Source organism: Paenibacillus sp. 10L310 (genome assembly GCF_056395745.1).
This window is the reverse complement of the sequence record NZ_JBFTKC010000007.1, coordinates 80315-96756: the sequence shown is the minus strand read 5'-3', so window position 1 is coordinate 96756 and position 16442 is coordinate 80315. Positions and strand designations below refer to the sequence as shown.

Annotated in this window: 16 protein-coding genes; 4 read left to right on the top strand and 12 right to left on the bottom strand. The window is 47.3% G+C overall.

Translation table 11 applies throughout. From position 1 onward, the window contains the following. From AC1DE7_RS17040 to AC1DE7_RS17025, 4 genes are all read right to left on the bottom strand, one after another. Window positions 1-753: an ABC transporter ATP-binding protein gene (locus AC1DE7_RS17040; protein ID WP_036605802.1), complete on the bottom strand. Its 753-nt coding sequence runs from the start codon at window positions 751-753 to the stop codon at window positions 1-3. A gap of 27 nt (window positions 754-780) precedes the next feature. Beyond that, window positions 781-2154: a DEAD/DEAH box helicase gene (locus tag AC1DE7_RS17035; protein WP_405157850.1), complete on the bottom strand. Its 1374-nt coding sequence runs from the start codon at window positions 2152-2154 to the stop codon at window positions 781-783. 211 nt (window positions 2155-2365) lie between these two features. Next, the gene (locus AC1DE7_RS17030) at window positions 2366-3139 is read right to left on the bottom strand and encodes an SDR family NAD(P)-dependent oxidoreductase (RefSeq protein ID WP_047841269.1); all 774 of its coding nucleotides are present in this window, start codon (window positions 3137-3139) and stop codon (window positions 2366-2368) included. 56 nt (window positions 3140-3195) lie between these two features. Next, entirely contained in the window at window positions 3196-3654 is a 459-nt protein-coding gene (locus AC1DE7_RS17025) for a chemotaxis protein CheX (protein WP_036605799.1), read from the bottom strand. A gap of 457 nt (window positions 3655-4111) precedes the next feature. On the opposite strand from AC1DE7_RS17025, the gene AC1DE7_RS17020 reads away from it, so the two are divergent. After that, a complete protein-coding gene (locus tag AC1DE7_RS17020; RefSeq protein ID WP_036605798.1) occupies window positions 4112-5014 on the top strand; it encodes a LysR family transcriptional regulator in 903 nt (300 codons plus the stop codon). 30 nt (window positions 5015-5044) lie between these two features. Further along, window positions 5045-5854 carry a histidinol-phosphatase gene (locus AC1DE7_RS17015; RefSeq protein WP_127547038.1) on the top strand — a complete coding sequence of 270 codons (810 nt, stop codon included), beginning with the start codon at window positions 5045-5047 and terminating at the stop codon, window positions 5852-5854. Window positions 5855-6330: 476 nt separating this feature from the next. On the opposite strand, the gene AC1DE7_RS17010 is transcribed toward AC1DE7_RS17015, so the two are convergent. From AC1DE7_RS17010 to sdhB, 4 genes are all read right to left on the bottom strand, one after another. Continuing rightward, complete coding sequence (locus AC1DE7_RS17010) at window positions 6331-6963, bottom strand: GNAT family N-acetyltransferase (RefSeq protein ID WP_053061418.1); 633 nt, start codon at window positions 6961-6963, stop codon at window positions 6331-6333. A gap of 168 nt (window positions 6964-7131) precedes the next feature. Next, window positions 7132-7863: a metallophosphoesterase family protein gene (locus tag AC1DE7_RS17005; protein ID WP_253503083.1), complete on the bottom strand. Its 732-nt coding sequence runs from the start codon at window positions 7861-7863 to the stop codon at window positions 7132-7134. Window positions 7864-8089: 226 nt separating this feature from the next. Then, the gene (locus AC1DE7_RS17000) at window positions 8090-9064 is read right to left on the bottom strand and encodes a metallophosphoesterase (RefSeq protein WP_315370505.1); all 975 of its coding nucleotides are present in this window, start codon (window positions 9062-9064) and stop codon (window positions 8090-8092) included. 175 nt (window positions 9065-9239) lie between these two features. After that, a complete protein-coding gene (gene sdhB / locus AC1DE7_RS16995; RefSeq protein WP_036605794.1) occupies window positions 9240-10004 on the bottom strand; it encodes a succinate dehydrogenase iron-sulfur subunit in 765 nt (254 codons plus the stop codon). Window positions 10005-10152: 148 nt separating this feature from the next. Here sdhB and AC1DE7_RS16990 point away from each other — a divergent pair, with 148 nt between their 5' ends. Continuing rightward, window positions 10153-10410, top strand: a complete 258-nt coding sequence (locus AC1DE7_RS16990) for a hypothetical protein (protein ID WP_477534847.1) — start codon at window positions 10153-10155, stop codon at window positions 10408-10410. A gap of 78 nt (window positions 10411-10488) precedes the next feature. On the opposite strand, the gene sdhA is transcribed toward AC1DE7_RS16990, so the two are convergent. Next, window positions 10489-12231 (bottom strand): succinate dehydrogenase flavoprotein subunit, encoded by a 1743-nt coding sequence (sdhA, locus tag AC1DE7_RS16985; RefSeq protein ID WP_036673387.1) that lies wholly within the window; start codon window positions 12229-12231, stop codon window positions 10489-10491. Between the two features lie 43 nt (window positions 12232-12274). Further along, window positions 12275-12943, bottom strand: coding sequence for a succinate dehydrogenase cytochrome b558 subunit (locus tag AC1DE7_RS16980; RefSeq protein ID WP_036605792.1), 669 nt, complete (start codon window positions 12941-12943; stop codon window positions 12275-12277). Between the two features lie 295 nt (window positions 12944-13238). Here AC1DE7_RS16980 and AC1DE7_RS16975 point away from each other — a divergent pair, with 295 nt between their 5' ends. Continuing rightward, the gene (locus tag AC1DE7_RS16975) at window positions 13239-14168 is read left to right on the top strand and encodes a LysR family transcriptional regulator (RefSeq protein ID WP_036673385.1); all 930 of its coding nucleotides are present in this window, start codon (window positions 13239-13241) and stop codon (window positions 14166-14168) included. Window positions 14169-14222: 54 nt separating this feature from the next. Here AC1DE7_RS16975 and AC1DE7_RS16970 read toward each other — a convergent pair whose 3' ends face one another. Beyond that, entirely contained in the window at window positions 14223-14894 is a 672-nt protein-coding gene (locus AC1DE7_RS16970) for a potassium channel family protein (protein WP_017692455.1), read from the bottom strand. A 54-nt stretch (window positions 14895-14948) separates the two neighbouring features. After that, entirely contained in the window at window positions 14949-16268 is a 1320-nt protein-coding gene (locus AC1DE7_RS16965) for a TrkH family potassium uptake protein (protein ID WP_477534906.1), read from the bottom strand. Between the last annotated feature and the right edge of the window lie 174 nt (window positions 16269-16442).

Sequence of the window (16442 nt, the reverse complement as noted above, 5' to 3'; positions counted from 1 at the left end):
TCAATCCCTGCCTTGTACGAGGGAATAGAACATGTGCTCCAGCGTGGCATCGGATTCCCCGAATTGGGAGCGCAGTTCATTCAGCGTCCCTTGAGCAATAACCTGCCCACGGTGCAGAACGATAAAACGGTCACAGTAATTTTCAATCGTGGACAGAATGTGTGAACTGAGCAGGATGGATGATCCCGAAGCTTTCATCTCCAGCATAAAATCAAGCAAAGAGCGAATACCCAGCGGGTCCAGTCCCAGGAAAGGCTCATCAATGATGTACAGTGGTGGTCCTGCCACAAAAGCACACATGATCATGACCTTTTGTCTCATCCCCTTGGACAGGTGAGTCGACAGACTTGTACTTTTCTCATTCATACGGAACAGTTCCAGCAGTTTCTCCGTACGTTGTTTGAAATCAGCCTCCGACACATTGTACGCTCTTGCCGTAAACTCCAGGTGCTCCATCACCGTCATCTCATCATACAGTTCAGGTGATTCCGGTACAAATGCCATAGCCGATTGGTAGATCTGCGCATCCTCGTCCCGCTTCTTGCCCATCACTCGCACTTCGCCCTGTTGAGGGGTCATCAAGCCGAGGATATGTTTCATGGTTGTGCTTTTGCCAGCACCGTTTAAGCCGATTAGTCCGACCATCTCTCCACGTCCAACTTCCAGATCGATGCCGTGAAGGACGGGCCGTTTGGCACTATAACCTCCGCTTAACCCGCTGATTTGCAGAACAGGCGATTGAACGTTTTCCATCTATCCCTGCACCCCTTTCGTCAGATTCTATTCTTCGGAGCGTGGCATTTTATCTTTACTCCACTTGGGTGCTCCTTTGTTTTTACGATCCTGGTCGCGCTCCGTGCGGCCTGTATTACCCGTTGGTTTGCTACCTGCTGGACGCGAATTGGAGATTGTAGCTCTGGTTCCCCCATTACGATTGCCCTGACCTGGTTTGCGATCTCTGGATTGTCCTGGTTTTCTGGAGAACGAATGTCCCTCAGGCCGCGTGTCCGGACGCGGGTCAGCCTCCAGTACTTTACCGCCAAAGAGTACACGTTCTGACAGTTCGATTCCGAGTTCGCGTGCGAATTTACGCATAATAAAGATCTGTGTTTCATCCACAATGGACAAAACGATACCCGAGCGTCCCATCCGGCCTGTACGACCTGCACGGTGAACATAGTGCTCCGAGTCAAAGGCAGGGTCATAGTTAATGACCATTGGCAAACCTTCAATATCCAGTCCTCTGGCAGCCACTTCGCTGGCAATCAGCAACTGAAGTTTGCCATTACGGAAGGCAGACAATACGTTACTGCGGGTCACTTTGTCAGCATCTCCATACAGCGCAGCAGCGGACAAGCCCAGATGATTCATTTTTGCTTCAACTTCACCAATATCTTCGGTTGCATTCACAAATACGATTGCCCGATCCGGATTGTACTGTCTAACCAGACGACGCAACATGTCAATTTTGTTACGGTTTTCTTCTACAAAATAATAATGCTCAAGGCCCGCAGCCGTAGCTCGATCCGGTTCAATTCCGATCTGCACAGGCTCTTTCATCTCACGCTTTGCGAGTCCAGCTGTATGCTCATCAATGGTTGCTGACAGGAAGATCAGCTGACGGTCCCGCAATGCGCTCTTAAGTACAAAGTTCACGTCACTTACGCCGCCAAGTTGGAACACTTGGTCTGCTTCATCGATAACAATCGTAGAGACGTTGTGCATTTTCAGTTTTTTGAGTGTAATCAATTCCTTCAGTCGTCCCGGTGTACCCACAACCAATTGTGGATGCTCACGTAGCTTCTCGATCTGACGTTTAGCCGCTGCGCCTCCAATTAGACCCAATACGCCAATCTTACGTTCTTCCGCATAACGCTGCGCTTCACGTACAATTTGCATCGCCAGCTCTTGCGTAGGTGCAATAATGAGTTTCTGCGTACCTTTGATATCCATTTTGATGGATTGTAACAGTGGCAGCAGATATGCCAGCGTTTTTCCTGTTCCCGTCTGGGATTTGGATACGACATCTCGGCCTTCCAAAATAACCGGGATCGTCTGAGCCTGTACAGGTGAAGGTTCGTTAATGCCATGTTTCGCCAAAACGGCCTCCAGATCCTGTTCCACGCCAATTGAAGCAAATGTTTGATTCGTCATGTATGTCCATCCTTTTAATTTATTCATTTTGATGCTAGCCTTGCTTGTACGGATATAAACCGAAGCCTGTCATCACATTACCTTTCATTATATGCGAAAAAAGCCCGTGTACCAAATCTTATTCCAGAATTGTATGTATACACGCCAAAAAAAAGAAAAGCCCCTCGGCGGAGCCTTTCTTTCATTCCGTATATGATGCCTCGTATCACATTTACTTCTGATTCATTACACCGTGCGACAATCGATCTGCAAGACGAGGAAATAGCTGGTACAACCATATGCCAGCAGAAGCAAGTCTTGGCAGATTCACTTCTTCCTTGCGCTTTTTCATCGCCCGAATCATATGACCCGCAACGTCTTCCGGTTTCAACATCATCCAGCGTACATTATTCACATAATTGCCAGAAGGGTCAGCCCGATGGAAAAACGGTGTATCAATCGGACCTGGATTAATCGTTGTCACCATGACTCCAGTCTTGCGAAGCTCCTGACGCAGCGCATTACTAAATCCGAGTACAGCATGTTTCGTAGCTGTATAGGAAGCGGATTTGGCTGTACCGATTTTGCCAGCCATGGAGGCCACGTTCACAATCTGACCTTTGCCACGTTCCAGCATTTGTGGAAGCACTGCTTTGGTGCAGCGGACAATGCCCATGTAATTAACGTCCATCATCTCATCGAATTCCTGTACAGACATCTCTGTCATCGCTGCGAATTTCCCGTAACCTGCATTGTTCAGCAAAATGTCGATTCGTCCGTATTTATGCAATATCGCATCCACAGCTGCCTGAACCTGCTCACTATCCGTAACATCAAGTGTGAGTAATTCATGCGGCCCTTTCAGCGAGGCACCAATCTCTTCCAGCTTGTCCCGTGAACGGGCAGCCAGAATTGGGATGGCTCCTTCTTCTATCAGCATCTGCGCACACAGCGCACCGATACCACTCGATGCACCTGTGATAAACACTACCTGATCTTTCAGCATCCGTGATGTCCTCCCGTATTGAACACATATTGCCTTTTGAGGCGTATGGTTCTATTCTACGAGATCATGACCTGAATATCCATCTCACCAATGCCGTCCATCAGCAAAGGAATACTCAGTGCTTTCGTTGCACTAAATGTAGTCAGATGTTCGGACTTCATCACTTGTGGAGGTGTAATATCGACCACAACACCCTGGTTTGACAGGATCGTGCTGGCGTTACCACTGATCATATTCCCCAGTTCGGAAATCGCACTTTTGCTCATTTCATCCATTTCTGTAATGACAAAACCACCCATCATCGCAGATACAATTTTCAATGCAACTTGTTCATTAATTCCAAATACAATGTTTCCGCTAAGTTGTCCGGTCATTCCGATCACGATCCAGACATGGTCTGCAATGTACTCTACATTTTTCACGCCAAGACTCCCGGTGGAAGGCGAAACCTGGATGAGCTGTTCGAATACGTTCCGTGCCGATTCCAGGAAAGGATTAATCACTTCCGCTTTCACTGTCTATGTCCCCCTCGCACTGGGTTATTGGTCACACACCAAAAGTCCCATATTCATTAAATTTATTATACTTTATCACGTACAAGAATTCATTAAGAATTCGTTAAACCATGTGTACTATAATTTATCGTCATCCGTGGGGCAAATGTTTATAGCTGATTCTAGCGAATAAACAGCGCTTTTCACTTCTTTTGAAGAAAGCATTTCGATCATCGTGCGTGGCAAAGGGCATTTAGGACTTTATTACTGCTTTCTCACAACTGTAAAAAAAATCAAATTCTTGTATTCGCGTTTTTTTCACAGTCTCTTGAACTACTTTTGATCCTGATCATTACCTTCATTGCTCTGCTGTCCTGAATCACCTATAATTTAAGATAACGGAACAATAACCAGTTACGGGATTACATCACACTAAACACTACATAATCAAGAAATTTTGCCTGCAAGGAGGTCACCTATGAACATAAGCCAACTGGAGACACTAATTACCATTTCCAAAACGATGAGCTTCCGCAAAGCGGGAGAACTTCTGAACCTGACCCAGCCTGCCGTCTCGGCCCAGATCAAAAGTCTGGAGGACGAATTCAGCACCGTTCTTGTGGATCGTAACCAACCCGTTACCCTGACAGACCGTGGACAGGTATTCCTGGAGCACGCTGAACGGATGCTCGATATCGTTGATGAGTTGAAACAAAAATTGTCCGATCTCGATGAAACGCCTCAGGGACGTATCGTGTTAGGCACAACAACTTCCATTGCTATTCAGATCTTGCCAAGGGTGTTATCCTATTTCCAAGATCAGTTCCCGCTGATCAAAACCAGTATCCAGTCCCTTCCTTCATCACAGATCTATACCCAGGTCGAAAATGGTCTGGTTGATATTGGTATCGGTTATCTCACGGAGCGTAATCCCAACCTGAATACATCTGTGCTGTACTATGACACATTTGAACTCGTGGTATCTCCTTCCCATCCGCTGGCGAAGAAGAAACATGCTGCAGTCGATGTGCTCCGGAGTACACCATTGATTCTGCTGTCCCCTGATACCGTAGGACGAAGGTTTACGGAAACCATCTTCAAGAAACATAATATTGAACCTAATATTGTAATGGAGTTGTCGAGCAGCGAAGAAGTGAAACGGATGGTCGAGATTGATCTCGGGGCAGCTGTCATCTCCAAACAATCTGTTGCGCATGAGTTGCGTCAAGGTACATTGCGAATGATACCCTTAAGTGAGCTGGAGGTCAGTCACCCTGTTGGTGTCATCTATAAGTCCAGTCGATACCTTAACTCAGCAATGCAACAATTCATAAGTGACCTCAAAGGTATGCCGGAAACCCAATTCATCAGTTCAGAATGACAATGAGCCATGAGAAAGGAAGGATTCCATATGAAATTTGATCTTCATACACATCATTTTCGTTGTGGTCACGCAGACGGCAACATCCGCGATTATATAGAGGCAGGTATTAAGGCAGGACTTCAGGCGATCGGTATCTCGGATCATACGCCGTACTTTGGCAGTGAGCTTGAGCAGGCATTTCCCCGGATCGCAATGGGCAAGTCTGAATTGCAGCATTATGTGGAAGAAGTCCTTGCTTTGAAAGAAGAGTACGCTGGTAAAATCGATGTGCTGCTCGGCATTGAATCCGACTACTTCCCTGTTCATGCAGAATTGTACCGTACCACACTGGGACAGTATCCTTTTGACTATATTATTGGTTCAGTTCATCATACCGAGGATGTGAGTATCTTCAACAAAACCCGGTGGAATGGCCTAAGCAATGCTCGCAAAGTTGAAGTGAAAGAGAGCTATTATTCATTAATCCGGGAATCGGCTCGCAGCGGTATGTTCCAGATTCTTGGACATATTGATGCGATGAAAGGAAACTATCCACCTTTCTCCGAAATTATCGCTGATCAGGCCATTGATGAAACGTTGCAGGTCATTGCAGAATCCAACGTAGCGATCGAAATTAACACATCTGGCAAAACCAAACTCAGCGGTGGCTGGTATCCCTCGGATGCCATTCTGGAACGCGCCCATCATTATGGAGTGAAGGTGACATTTGGATCGGACGCTCATAAACCACAGCGGGTTGCAGACGAGCTGGATGACGTTCGTACACGTCTCAAGGAGATCGGATTCACCGACTGGGTATACTTCAAGCAGAAACAGATGCAGGTTGTTCCACTGTAAAAAATATAGCAAACACAAAGGCCCCCACAGCGCACTTGTTCACGCCGTGGGGGCCTTTTATTGCCCTATATAAGGAAATATAATTATATTTTACACGATAACGGAGAGGACAGAAATAACGTGAAGAAGCGAAGCGGTCGCCTAAAAGCTTTCTGAAAGAAAGCTGCATCGGAAGCATACGCTATCCCCGGATTTCCCCTTCTAAAATATGGGAATCAAAAAAAATCCGGGTATAACAGCGATCGGAAAGTTATTCTGTCATCGGAGTGGCCAGTGTAAATATTCCACAGTTAACTTATATGGACAAAAAAAATGAACCCGCTCGCGCGGGTCCCAACAGCATTATCTATTATCAAAAAGGGGGTCATGAGATAAGTTTACCCCCTGTCTGTTAGAGTTCAATTGCAGCTATATTTCAATTGTGTAACAAATGATTGAAGTTCGATTCATTCACGTTTGACTACTCTTACTCTATGTCATTGCGGCTTGTCAGATACCAGGGTTTGCAGGTCTTTTTCCTGAAGCGGGCGTACGTATTGTTCCCGGTACATACTGTACACTTTAACATCCATCAGGGATTCTGATCCCTCGTCATCCTCATCATTCAGTCCGAACGAGGGAAGACTCCGCTCATAGGACATCCCTATTTTGCTTAGCACCCGTTGTGAAGATACATTGGCCTCATAACAACGTGCTTCCACCCTCCCCAGATGAAGATCGTCAAATCCAAACTGCAACAGCCGCTGTACCGCCTCGGTAGCCACACCCCTGCCCCAACAGGACCTGTTCAGGATATAACCAATCTGTGCGGTACCATTCTGATCATTCCAGTGCTGGAATGATGTGATCCCAATAACTTGTTCCTTGCCTCTCCAGCAGATCCCATAATGTAACGAATCCAGCTTGGCGCTGCTGCTCCGTATCTGGTTCAATAACCGTCTCGCTCGGATTGGCGTGGGCTGGCTTCCCCTATTCACATATCTTATGACTTGAGGATCGGAAAAGAGTTCCGATAATGTGCTGTAATCACTTTGACGTAATGATCGCAGGACAAGACGCTCTGTCCACAAAGCCGGCAGACCTTGAACCAGCATTTTTCGGGTAAGCATGACAATCGCTCCTTTTGCCTAAACGGGCTCTAGTCCGGTAAGACAAGCATGCTCTGATGATGATCCGGCGTAATACCATTTGAACTGATCCACGAACTTTAGTATTCGCATTTTAGTATTAATATATTGCATCATTCAATTCCTCACGCTAAAAGGTCCAGATGCTGACTACTCCTGCAGCCCGCGATAGATACCCGTACGAATCTCACGAATATAGAAATCCAATGCAGGAACATTCGCCGACTGTGCAACCTGTACTTCTCGCTCAATATCATAAGGCACCCGCACGAATTGAACATTGAACGGGGTATTGTTATCGTTGCTGTCTTCACCCTCCAGAATACAGTAGGAAGCTTGGGGAAGATCGAGTGGATTACCAACACTGCCTGCATTAAACAGTAACTTGCCGTTCATATACTGCAAGAATGCGTTATGCACATCCCCATAACCTACAACATCTGCAACACCTTGCTCAGGCTCATCAGCCGGAGGATCAAACATGGCCAACCTCTTTTCCATCGCGTCCCACGGCTGTACACGATGGTATACACTTTGAGGTGAAGCATGGACCAGACGGATGGTGCGACCGCTCAGTTGAAATTGATGACTGAAGGGTAGGCCCGCCAAGTACGCCAATCGTTCCTCACCCAGCCGCTCTGCTTGCCACGTAAAGTTCTCGTTGTCTTGGTTAACCGCAACCAGTTCATCCCAATTGCCACGGATAACAAGTTCGCACGTCGCTCTCACCTGATCCACAACCTGTACCGGTTCTGGCCCCTTGCCCACGAGGTCACCAAGACAAAAGATTCGCTCCACGCCACGACTTCGGATATCTTTTAACACTGCTTCCCAGGCAGTCATGTTGCCATGAATGTCGGATACAATCGCAATTCTTTCCATCTGGATAACCTCCATTCATGTTCAATCCTTCACCGTTGTACGTTTACACTTGCCACTCCGATGACAGAATAACCTTCCGATCGCTGTTATCCCCAGATTTTTTGATTCCCTTTTGTAAAGGGAAAATCCGGAGATAAAGGCGAACGCTTCGCTTCTTCACGTTATTTCTGTCCTCTCCGTTCTCGTGTAAAAAGTTTAGTTGAACTGATATGATCTCATATTCCTTTTATGTGGTTGATCCTTTAAGCTCAAAAACCGTTAATTCTGGTCTGCACAGAAAACGAATGGGCAGTTGAGTCATGCCAAAACCACGATTCACATACACCGGCATCTGTGTCTGGGTGGTGTAATATACCCCCTGGACATCCGTGTAATACAACCCTTGAACATACTTGTGTGAACCTCGCGGAGTTGTCAGTGCCCCGATCCAAGGAAAACGTACCTGTCCACCATGGCTATGACCGGAAAGTTGTAATCCGAAACCATAGGGAGTGGCAATGTCGGCATAATCCGGTTCATGCATAAGTAACAATTTCCACACATCATGATCCAAACCCTTGATGGCTTGGGCAGGATCAGGACTGCCTGTAAGTGCGTCATCCAGACCAGCTATGGCCAGACGTTCGCCCCCTTGTTCAATCACCACATGTTCGTTCCGTAACAAAGTGAATCCAGCTTCACGGAACATGGTTGTCACTTCATTCTGCTGTCCGCCCCGATAATCATGATTCCCCAAAACAGCAAATTTGCCATACTTCGCTTTCATGGAGGCGAGTACCGGAATACATTCACGCATCGGCTCTGCTTCCCTCTCGACGATGTCTCCGGTAAAACAAATCAAGTCCGGTTGCTGCTCCTCAATCGTTGCTGCCAGCTTCTTCAGCTCTTTCACCCCGGTATGAAAACCAAGATGGGCATCGCTGAACTGAACTACACGCAAACCCTCAAATGCCTTTGGAAACTTCGGAAGTTTCAGCTCTACTTGCTTGATCTCCAGACGACGCGGTTCCCATAACCAGGCATAACCTCCTGTAAGCAAACTGGCACCCGCTGTCATCAAAACCATGCGCAATAAGAAACTTCGGCGAGAGGGATCATGATCCTTTTCTTCTCCAGGAAACACAGACTCTTCTGCACCTGATGCTTTGTGCGAGCGCTGGGACGGCGAGTTGTTGCTGCCCTGACGCGGTGTCTCTGCCATATCTCCCCCTCCTTCTACGCTCTTAATCCATCCCCTTAGTATATCATATTCTGCATGGGTAGCCCGGTTCCTCTGCTTCATTACAAAAAGAAGCCGGGATCTCCGGCATGTTGCTGCACGGGATCACGACTTCTTCTAAGTTGCAGATTACACTTCTGCACATGTTATGACGAGATTATACACCCAACCAGCGTTTGAACATATGCTTGGTCGTTTGTTTGTTCATTTCGGCAATGGAGGTTGTCAGTGGAATGCCTTTTGGACAGGATTGCACACAGTTCTGTGAGTTACCACAGCCCTCGATGCCTCCGTCTTCCATCAACGCTTCCAGACGATCGTCGGCGTTCATCTCCCCTGTTGGGTGAGCGTTGAACAGACGCACTTGAGACAGTGCTGCTGGACCGATAAAGTCTGTTTTCTCATTGACGTTCGGGCATGCCTCCAGACATACACCACATGTCATGCATTTGGACAGCTCATATGCCCACTGACGCTTCTTCTCAGGCATCCGTGGACCTGGACCGAGGTCATAGGTACCATCGATCGGAATCCATGCTTTTACTCGTTTCAGGGCGCTAAACATCCGGCTACGGTCGATGACCAAGTCACGAACCACTGGGAATGTCTTCATCGGTTCGATACGAACAGGCTGTTCGAGCTTGTCGATCAGGGCTGCACATGCTTGACGTGGCTTGCCGTTGATGACCATGGAGCAGGCACCGCAGACTTCTTCGAGACAGTTGGAATCCCAGCACACGGGAGCAATGGATTTGCCATCTGTATTGACCGGGTTCCGCTGAATCTCCATCAGGGCGCTGATCACATTCATGTTGGGACGGTACGGAAGCTCAAATTCTTCGTTGTACGAAGATGACTCCGGGCTATCCTGACGGGTGATGATAAACTTGACGGTTTTGTTGGCTGTAGCTTGTTCCGCCATATCGTAGTCCCCTCCTCTGGTGACGATGATTGTATTGCTGATGCGCAAAATGGTTTGGTGCACGGGAGACGCTTCGTCAGCGGAATGCCCCTCTGATCGCTGTTATCCCCGGATTTTTTTGATCAACCCTTTCGAGGGTTAAAATCCGGTGATAAAGGCGAGCGCTTCGCTTCTTCTGGGCATTTCCGCTTCCTCCGCTACGTCGTGCACACAGGGTCACTTTGCTGGAAACTGCACTCCATTCATGCTGGATGGGCAGTATTGCAGTTCTGAAGCATCGCTAAGGCGCTTTGCTTCTTCTGGGTATTTCCGCTTCTTCCGCTATGTTGTGCACGTGGGTAACTTTGCTGGAAAACTGCACTCCATTCATGCTGGAGGCAGTATTGAAGTTCTGAAGCATCGCTAGGCGCTTGCTTCTCCAAAGTTCTCCTGCCTTCTTCGTTCAGGTGCTTAATATTTAACCTTATAGATAAATCCGTGATATTTAATCCTTGGAGTAATCCCGGATACGTGGTGGGATCAAGGATACGTCTACTGGCTCGTACGAGATTTTCGGGCCTTCCTTCGACCAGCTTGCGATAGTCGTTTTCAGGAACTCTTCGTCATTACGTTCCGTGAATTCCGGTTTGTAATGCGCGCCGCGGCTTTCGTTACGCAGCAGTGCACCGAGAGTCATTGCTTCTGCCAATTCAATCATGTTCCACAGTTGGCGAGTGAATGCTGCGCTTGGGTTATTCCAACCGGAGCTGTCATACATGTTGATTTTGCCATAACGCTCTTTCAATTCCTTGATCTTGCCAATCGTGGCTTCAAGCTTGTCGTTGTAACGCACAACCGTCATGTTGGCTGTCATCCACTCGCCAAGCTCTTTATGAATGACATAGGCATTTTCCGTGCCCTGCATTTTCAAGATGCCTTCGTACTTGTCGCTTTGTTGTTTGGTGTGTTTCTCAAATACGGAAGATGGGATATCAGCGGACGATTTTTTAAGTCCTTTGATATATTCAGCCGCTTTTGGTCCAGCCACCATACCACCATAGATCGCAGATACCAATGAGTTTGCACCCAGACGGTTCGCACCATGGTATTGATATTCACATTCACCAGCTGCAAACAGCCCAGGAATGTTAGTCATTTGATTGTAATCTACCCACATGCCGCCCATGGAATAATGGACTGCCGGGAAGATTTTCATTGGGATTTTACGCGGGTCATCACCCATGAACTTCTCATAGATCTCAATGATTCCGCCGAGTTTAACATCCAGTTCCTTCGGATCTTTGTGCGACAGGTCGAGATAAACCATGTTCTCGCCGTTCACACCCAGACCCATATCTACGCAGACGCTGAAGATTTCACGAGTCGCGATATCACGTGGAACCAGGTTACCGTAGGATGGATATTTTTCTTCAAGGAAGTACCAAGGTTTTCCGTCTTTGTACGTCCAGATCCGTCCACCTTCACCACGCGCGGATTCAGACATGAGACGCAGCTTGTCATCCCCTGGAATGGCTGTTGGGTGAATCTGAATGAACTCCCCGTTTGCGTAATTTACACCTTGCTGATACACCGCACTTGCTGCTGTACCTGTGTTAATTACAGAGTTGGTCGTTTTACCGAAGATGATCCCTGGACCACCACTCGCCAGAATAACCGCTTCTGCAGGGAAGGTCTGTACCTTCATCGTTTTCAGATCCTGAGCCACGATCCCGCGACATACGCCTTCATCATCCAAAACTGCCTGCAGGAACTCCCAGTTCTCATATTTCGTAACCAGGCCAGCTGCTTCCCAGCGACGTACCTGCTCGTCTAATGCATAGAGCAATTGTTGTCCTGTTGTCGCTCCTGCAAATGCCGTACGGTGATGCTTCGTTCCCCCGAAACGACGGAAATCAAGCAAACCTTCCGGTGTCCGGTTGAACATTACGCCCATACGGTCCATCAAGTGAATGATGCCAGGTGCTGCTTCGCACATCGCTTTAACAGGAGGTTGGTTCGCAAGGAAGTCGCCGCCGTATACCGTATCGTCAAAGTGTACCCATGGGGAGTCACCCTCACCCTTGGTATTTACCGCTCCGTTAATGCCGCCTTGTGCGCATACAGAGTGGGATCGTTTAACAGGAACCAGTGAAAATAAATGAACATGGACTCCGGCTTCAGCCGATTTGATCGCCGCCATCAATCCCGCGAGACCGCCGCCCACAATAATTACATTCGTTGATGCCATTGCTGTTCACTCCCTTATAAGTCAGCATTTATACGCTAAATGCTTAAATTAGAACTGTTTTTACTGCGTCAATCATCGAAGTAGCTGTTTGGAAATCAATGCTCCGGAAAGCAAATAGTGAAGCAATAAACATGATGGAAACAATAGCGAACAAGCTCATACATACGTAAGAGGATACACGTTGCGCACGCGGACCAACCGTAATTCCCCAGCTAACAAGGAACGACCACAGACCATTGGCAAAGTGATATGACGCCGCAACCACACTGATCATATATATCGCAAAGGTTATCGGATTCGTCACGGCATCATGTATGACGCCGCCAATCTCTTCATGGGATACATTACCCAGCGCAATCTGTACTCGCGTCTCCCATACGTGCCAGATGACGAATACAAACGTAATAATACCGCTTACCCTCTGTAACGTGTAGCGCCAGTTGCGCTCATTACCGTAACGCCCAACGTTAGGCTTGGCCTGATAGGCAATGTAAAGACCATAAACACCGTGATAGAACAACGGCAACCAGATAAGTAATGCCTCAATTACAATAACAAGAGGCAAACCGTTCAGAAATGCAACGGCACCGTAAAAAGCTTCTTTGCCGCCTTCAACTGCCGTGAAGTTCGTCACCAAATGCTCAACAAAAAACAAACTGAGCGGAATGACGCCAAGCAAGGAGTGCAGCTTTCTGGAGTAAAACCCTTTCATAAAATGTCGATCCCCTTTCGCTAAATACAACGTTTTCATAAATGATTTCACTTATCATGACACGAATCCTTTTCCATGAAAAGGTTCGACAAATTGTTCCGTTTTCCCCAAGTGTGAACAACTTGTGTCACGGTTCATGTTACTCCTTTTTTTCTTATAAGGGAATTGCAATATAATTATTAAATGTTATAACCTATAGGTATAAGCAGTGAAACATTGGGTTTACAGGCTATACAACATGGAAAACGATTGAGCAAGGGCAAGGATCACATTCATGGAAAAGAGGTTATTGTTCATGTTTGAGGAGTTAAATGCATTTGCAGCGGTCGTGGAGCAGTCCAGCCTGAACCGTGCATCCAAGTTACTGAACTTGTCCCAACCCGCACTCTCACGCAAAATCGCCAAATTGGAGGATGAACTCGGAGTTGCCCTGTTCCACCGCCGTGGCAAACGGCTGGAGTTAACCAGTGTAGGCCAGTTCACCTATACCTACGCTGTAGAACAGAAGCAGCAACAACAGAAGTTCCTCACCATGCTGGCCCAGTATAAAGACGAAGAACAGAGCACCATTACACTTGGAGCCAGTCTGACGACGCTTCAAACTACGTTACCACCTCTCGTCAATGCCTTTATGGAGAAACATCCAAATGCCGAACTGAAACTGTTGACGGGTAAAACACATGAGATTGTCTCGTTTGTGCGTGACAAAAAAGCCGATGTGGGCATTGTCGCCTCCTCCATCAGCGAAGTGGGGCTTAACTGTGTGCCGCTATTCGACGATCACCTGGAACTGGTTGTGCCGCTTACACACCCCTTGTCCGGTAAGGAAGCCGGGATGGAGCATTTGCAGGATCTGCCGATGATCACGTTCTCCAAAGGCACCTGGTATCGCAAATTAACGGACGATCTCTTCCAGCGCTGTGCCGTGATGCCGGATATTCGCATGGAGATTGATTCCTTCGAAGCGATCATCCGACTTCTGCCTTCCGCCAAAGCTGCTGCTCTATTGCCCAAGTCATATCTTCGTCCACAATTGCTCGCGGACAATGATCTTGTTTCTGTTCATTTGCCTCAATTACAGCAGACCCGCAGAACAACTTGTATGATCTATGGGGAAAAAGAGGACCTCAGCGAGACCTCCAGACAATGGGTCAAGGAGACGGCTGCACTCTTTACAGCAAAGGCGCCATTGCCCTCACGGAGGGCTACGACGCCTTTGCCTTGATCTGAAAAAGCCAGGCTCTAACGTCTGGCTTCCATATTTAACTCATGATAATTATCAGCTCTCTTGGCTGATAACCTCTTCTTCAAATCGGTCGATATCTGCATTATTACCAATAATGACCATGATATCCCCCATTTGAAGCGAATCCAGTGCCGTCGGAGCGATAATGACCCCAGCTTCTTTCTGTAACGCCACAATGCTGCAACCAAAACGTACACGTGCATTCAGGGTCGAAAGGGTTTTGTTGTGCAGACAGGCGGGAACCTTCATCTCGACAATACTGTAATCATTGGATAATTCAATGTAATCCAGCAAGTTCGGGGTAACCAGCTGGTGGGCAACCCGAATACCCATATCCCGCTCAGGATAAACGACACGATCAATCCCCAGTTTATCCAATGCGCGTCCGTGAAGGACGGATATGGCCTTGGCCACGACCGTCTTGACGCCCAGCTCTTTTAACAGAATCGCGGTGAGAATGCTCGTCTGAATATCATCCCCGATAGCAACGATACAGCAGTCAAAATTTCGAATACCCAGGGAGCGTAGCACTTCCTCATCTGTGGCATCGGCTACAACGGCATGGGTGACCAATTCACTAATGTCTTCGACGACTTCTTCATTTTTATCGATCCCGAGCACCTCGTAGCCGAGTTCCATTAATTCCTGTGCCAGACTGGAGCCAAACCGCCCAAGCCCAATCACCGCAAACTGCTGTGTTTTCATTGTTCTTCACGAACCCCTTATCCAAATCAATTTCAAAACTCACTAAAAATAGATTTATCCAATAATCATTTTGCCTTCCGGATACCTGTATAACTCTTTACCCTTTTTCTGCCCAAGTGCATACGCTAATGTGATCGGTCCAAGCCTTCCTGCAAACATCGTAAAACAGATCAGGAGTTTGCCCAATGTAGTCAGTTTCAGCGTCAGTCCGAGCGATAATCCAACGGTACCAAAGGCCGATGTAGTTTCAAATAAGATCATCATAAAACTGGCGTCTTCTGTGGTACTTAATGCCATCGTTACAGCTATGATGAACAAAAGCGCCAGCAATGTAATGGTAAGCGCCTTGAAGATCCGTTCCTGTACGAGCCGGTAGCGGAAAAACACGATATCTTCACGTCCACGCATCATGGCGATGACTGCGCCAGCCATAATCATAAATGTCGTTGTTTTGATCCCGCCTCCGGTAGAACCCGGCGAAGCACCAATGAACATCAGAATGATCATAAAGAACTGTGTTGCCTGTCTCAGCCCGGCAATATCTACCGTATTGGCTCCTGCTGTTCGCGGCGTAACGGACTGGAAGAATGAACCGAGAATTTTGCCACCCCAGTTCAGGCCACCCAGTGTCCGTGGATTGCTGAATTCAAATACGAAAATGACAAGTGCACCAAACACAATTAACAATCCAGTCATTAACAGTACAACTTTGGAGTGCAGAGACAGCTTCCGCGTTTTGCGGTAATCCACCAGGTCTGACAACACCACAAAACCAATACCGCCAGAGACAATCAGGAACATTGCTGTAAAATTAACCAACGGGTCATACAAATAACCGGTCAAACTGCGGAAATCCCCAAACATATCAAAGCCCGCATTGTTGAACATGGAGATCGCATGCCAATAGCCATAATAGATCGCCTGTCCAATCGGCATGTCGAACGACCAGCGAATGGCAAACAGTGTGCCACATATGCCTTCGATAATGAGTGAGTAGATCACAACTTTACGGATCAGCCGGACGATGCCCTCCATCGTGCTCTGATTCATCGCTTCCTGTAGAATCAACCGTTCTCTAAGCGAAATCCGCCGTTTGAACGCAATGGCAACCAATGTGGACATTGTCATGAAGCCCAGTCCGCCAATCTGAATCAGAATGGCGATCACAACCTGACCCAGCACCGAGAAATGAGTCCCTGTATCAACCACAACCAAACCAGTGACACAAACAGCCGAAGTTGCTGTAAAGAGCGCATCAATAAATGCAAGACTGTCACCGTTACGGTTGGATGCCGGAAGCATTAACAACAGTGTGCCTACCAATATAATGCCAGCAAACCCTAACACAAGAATACGGGGTGGCGATAATCGCATCCATTGCACATTCAGTTTCACTTGAGTATCTTCCACCTCTTCTAAAATGAAAATAACTCCACACCCGTGGAGCCTTCTTCATTTGAAATGCTGTTCCCAAACGTTAAACAAGTATGATTCAGATTAAAACGACATATATAATGAAGTTGGAATATATCCTATTCGTTCCCTTGT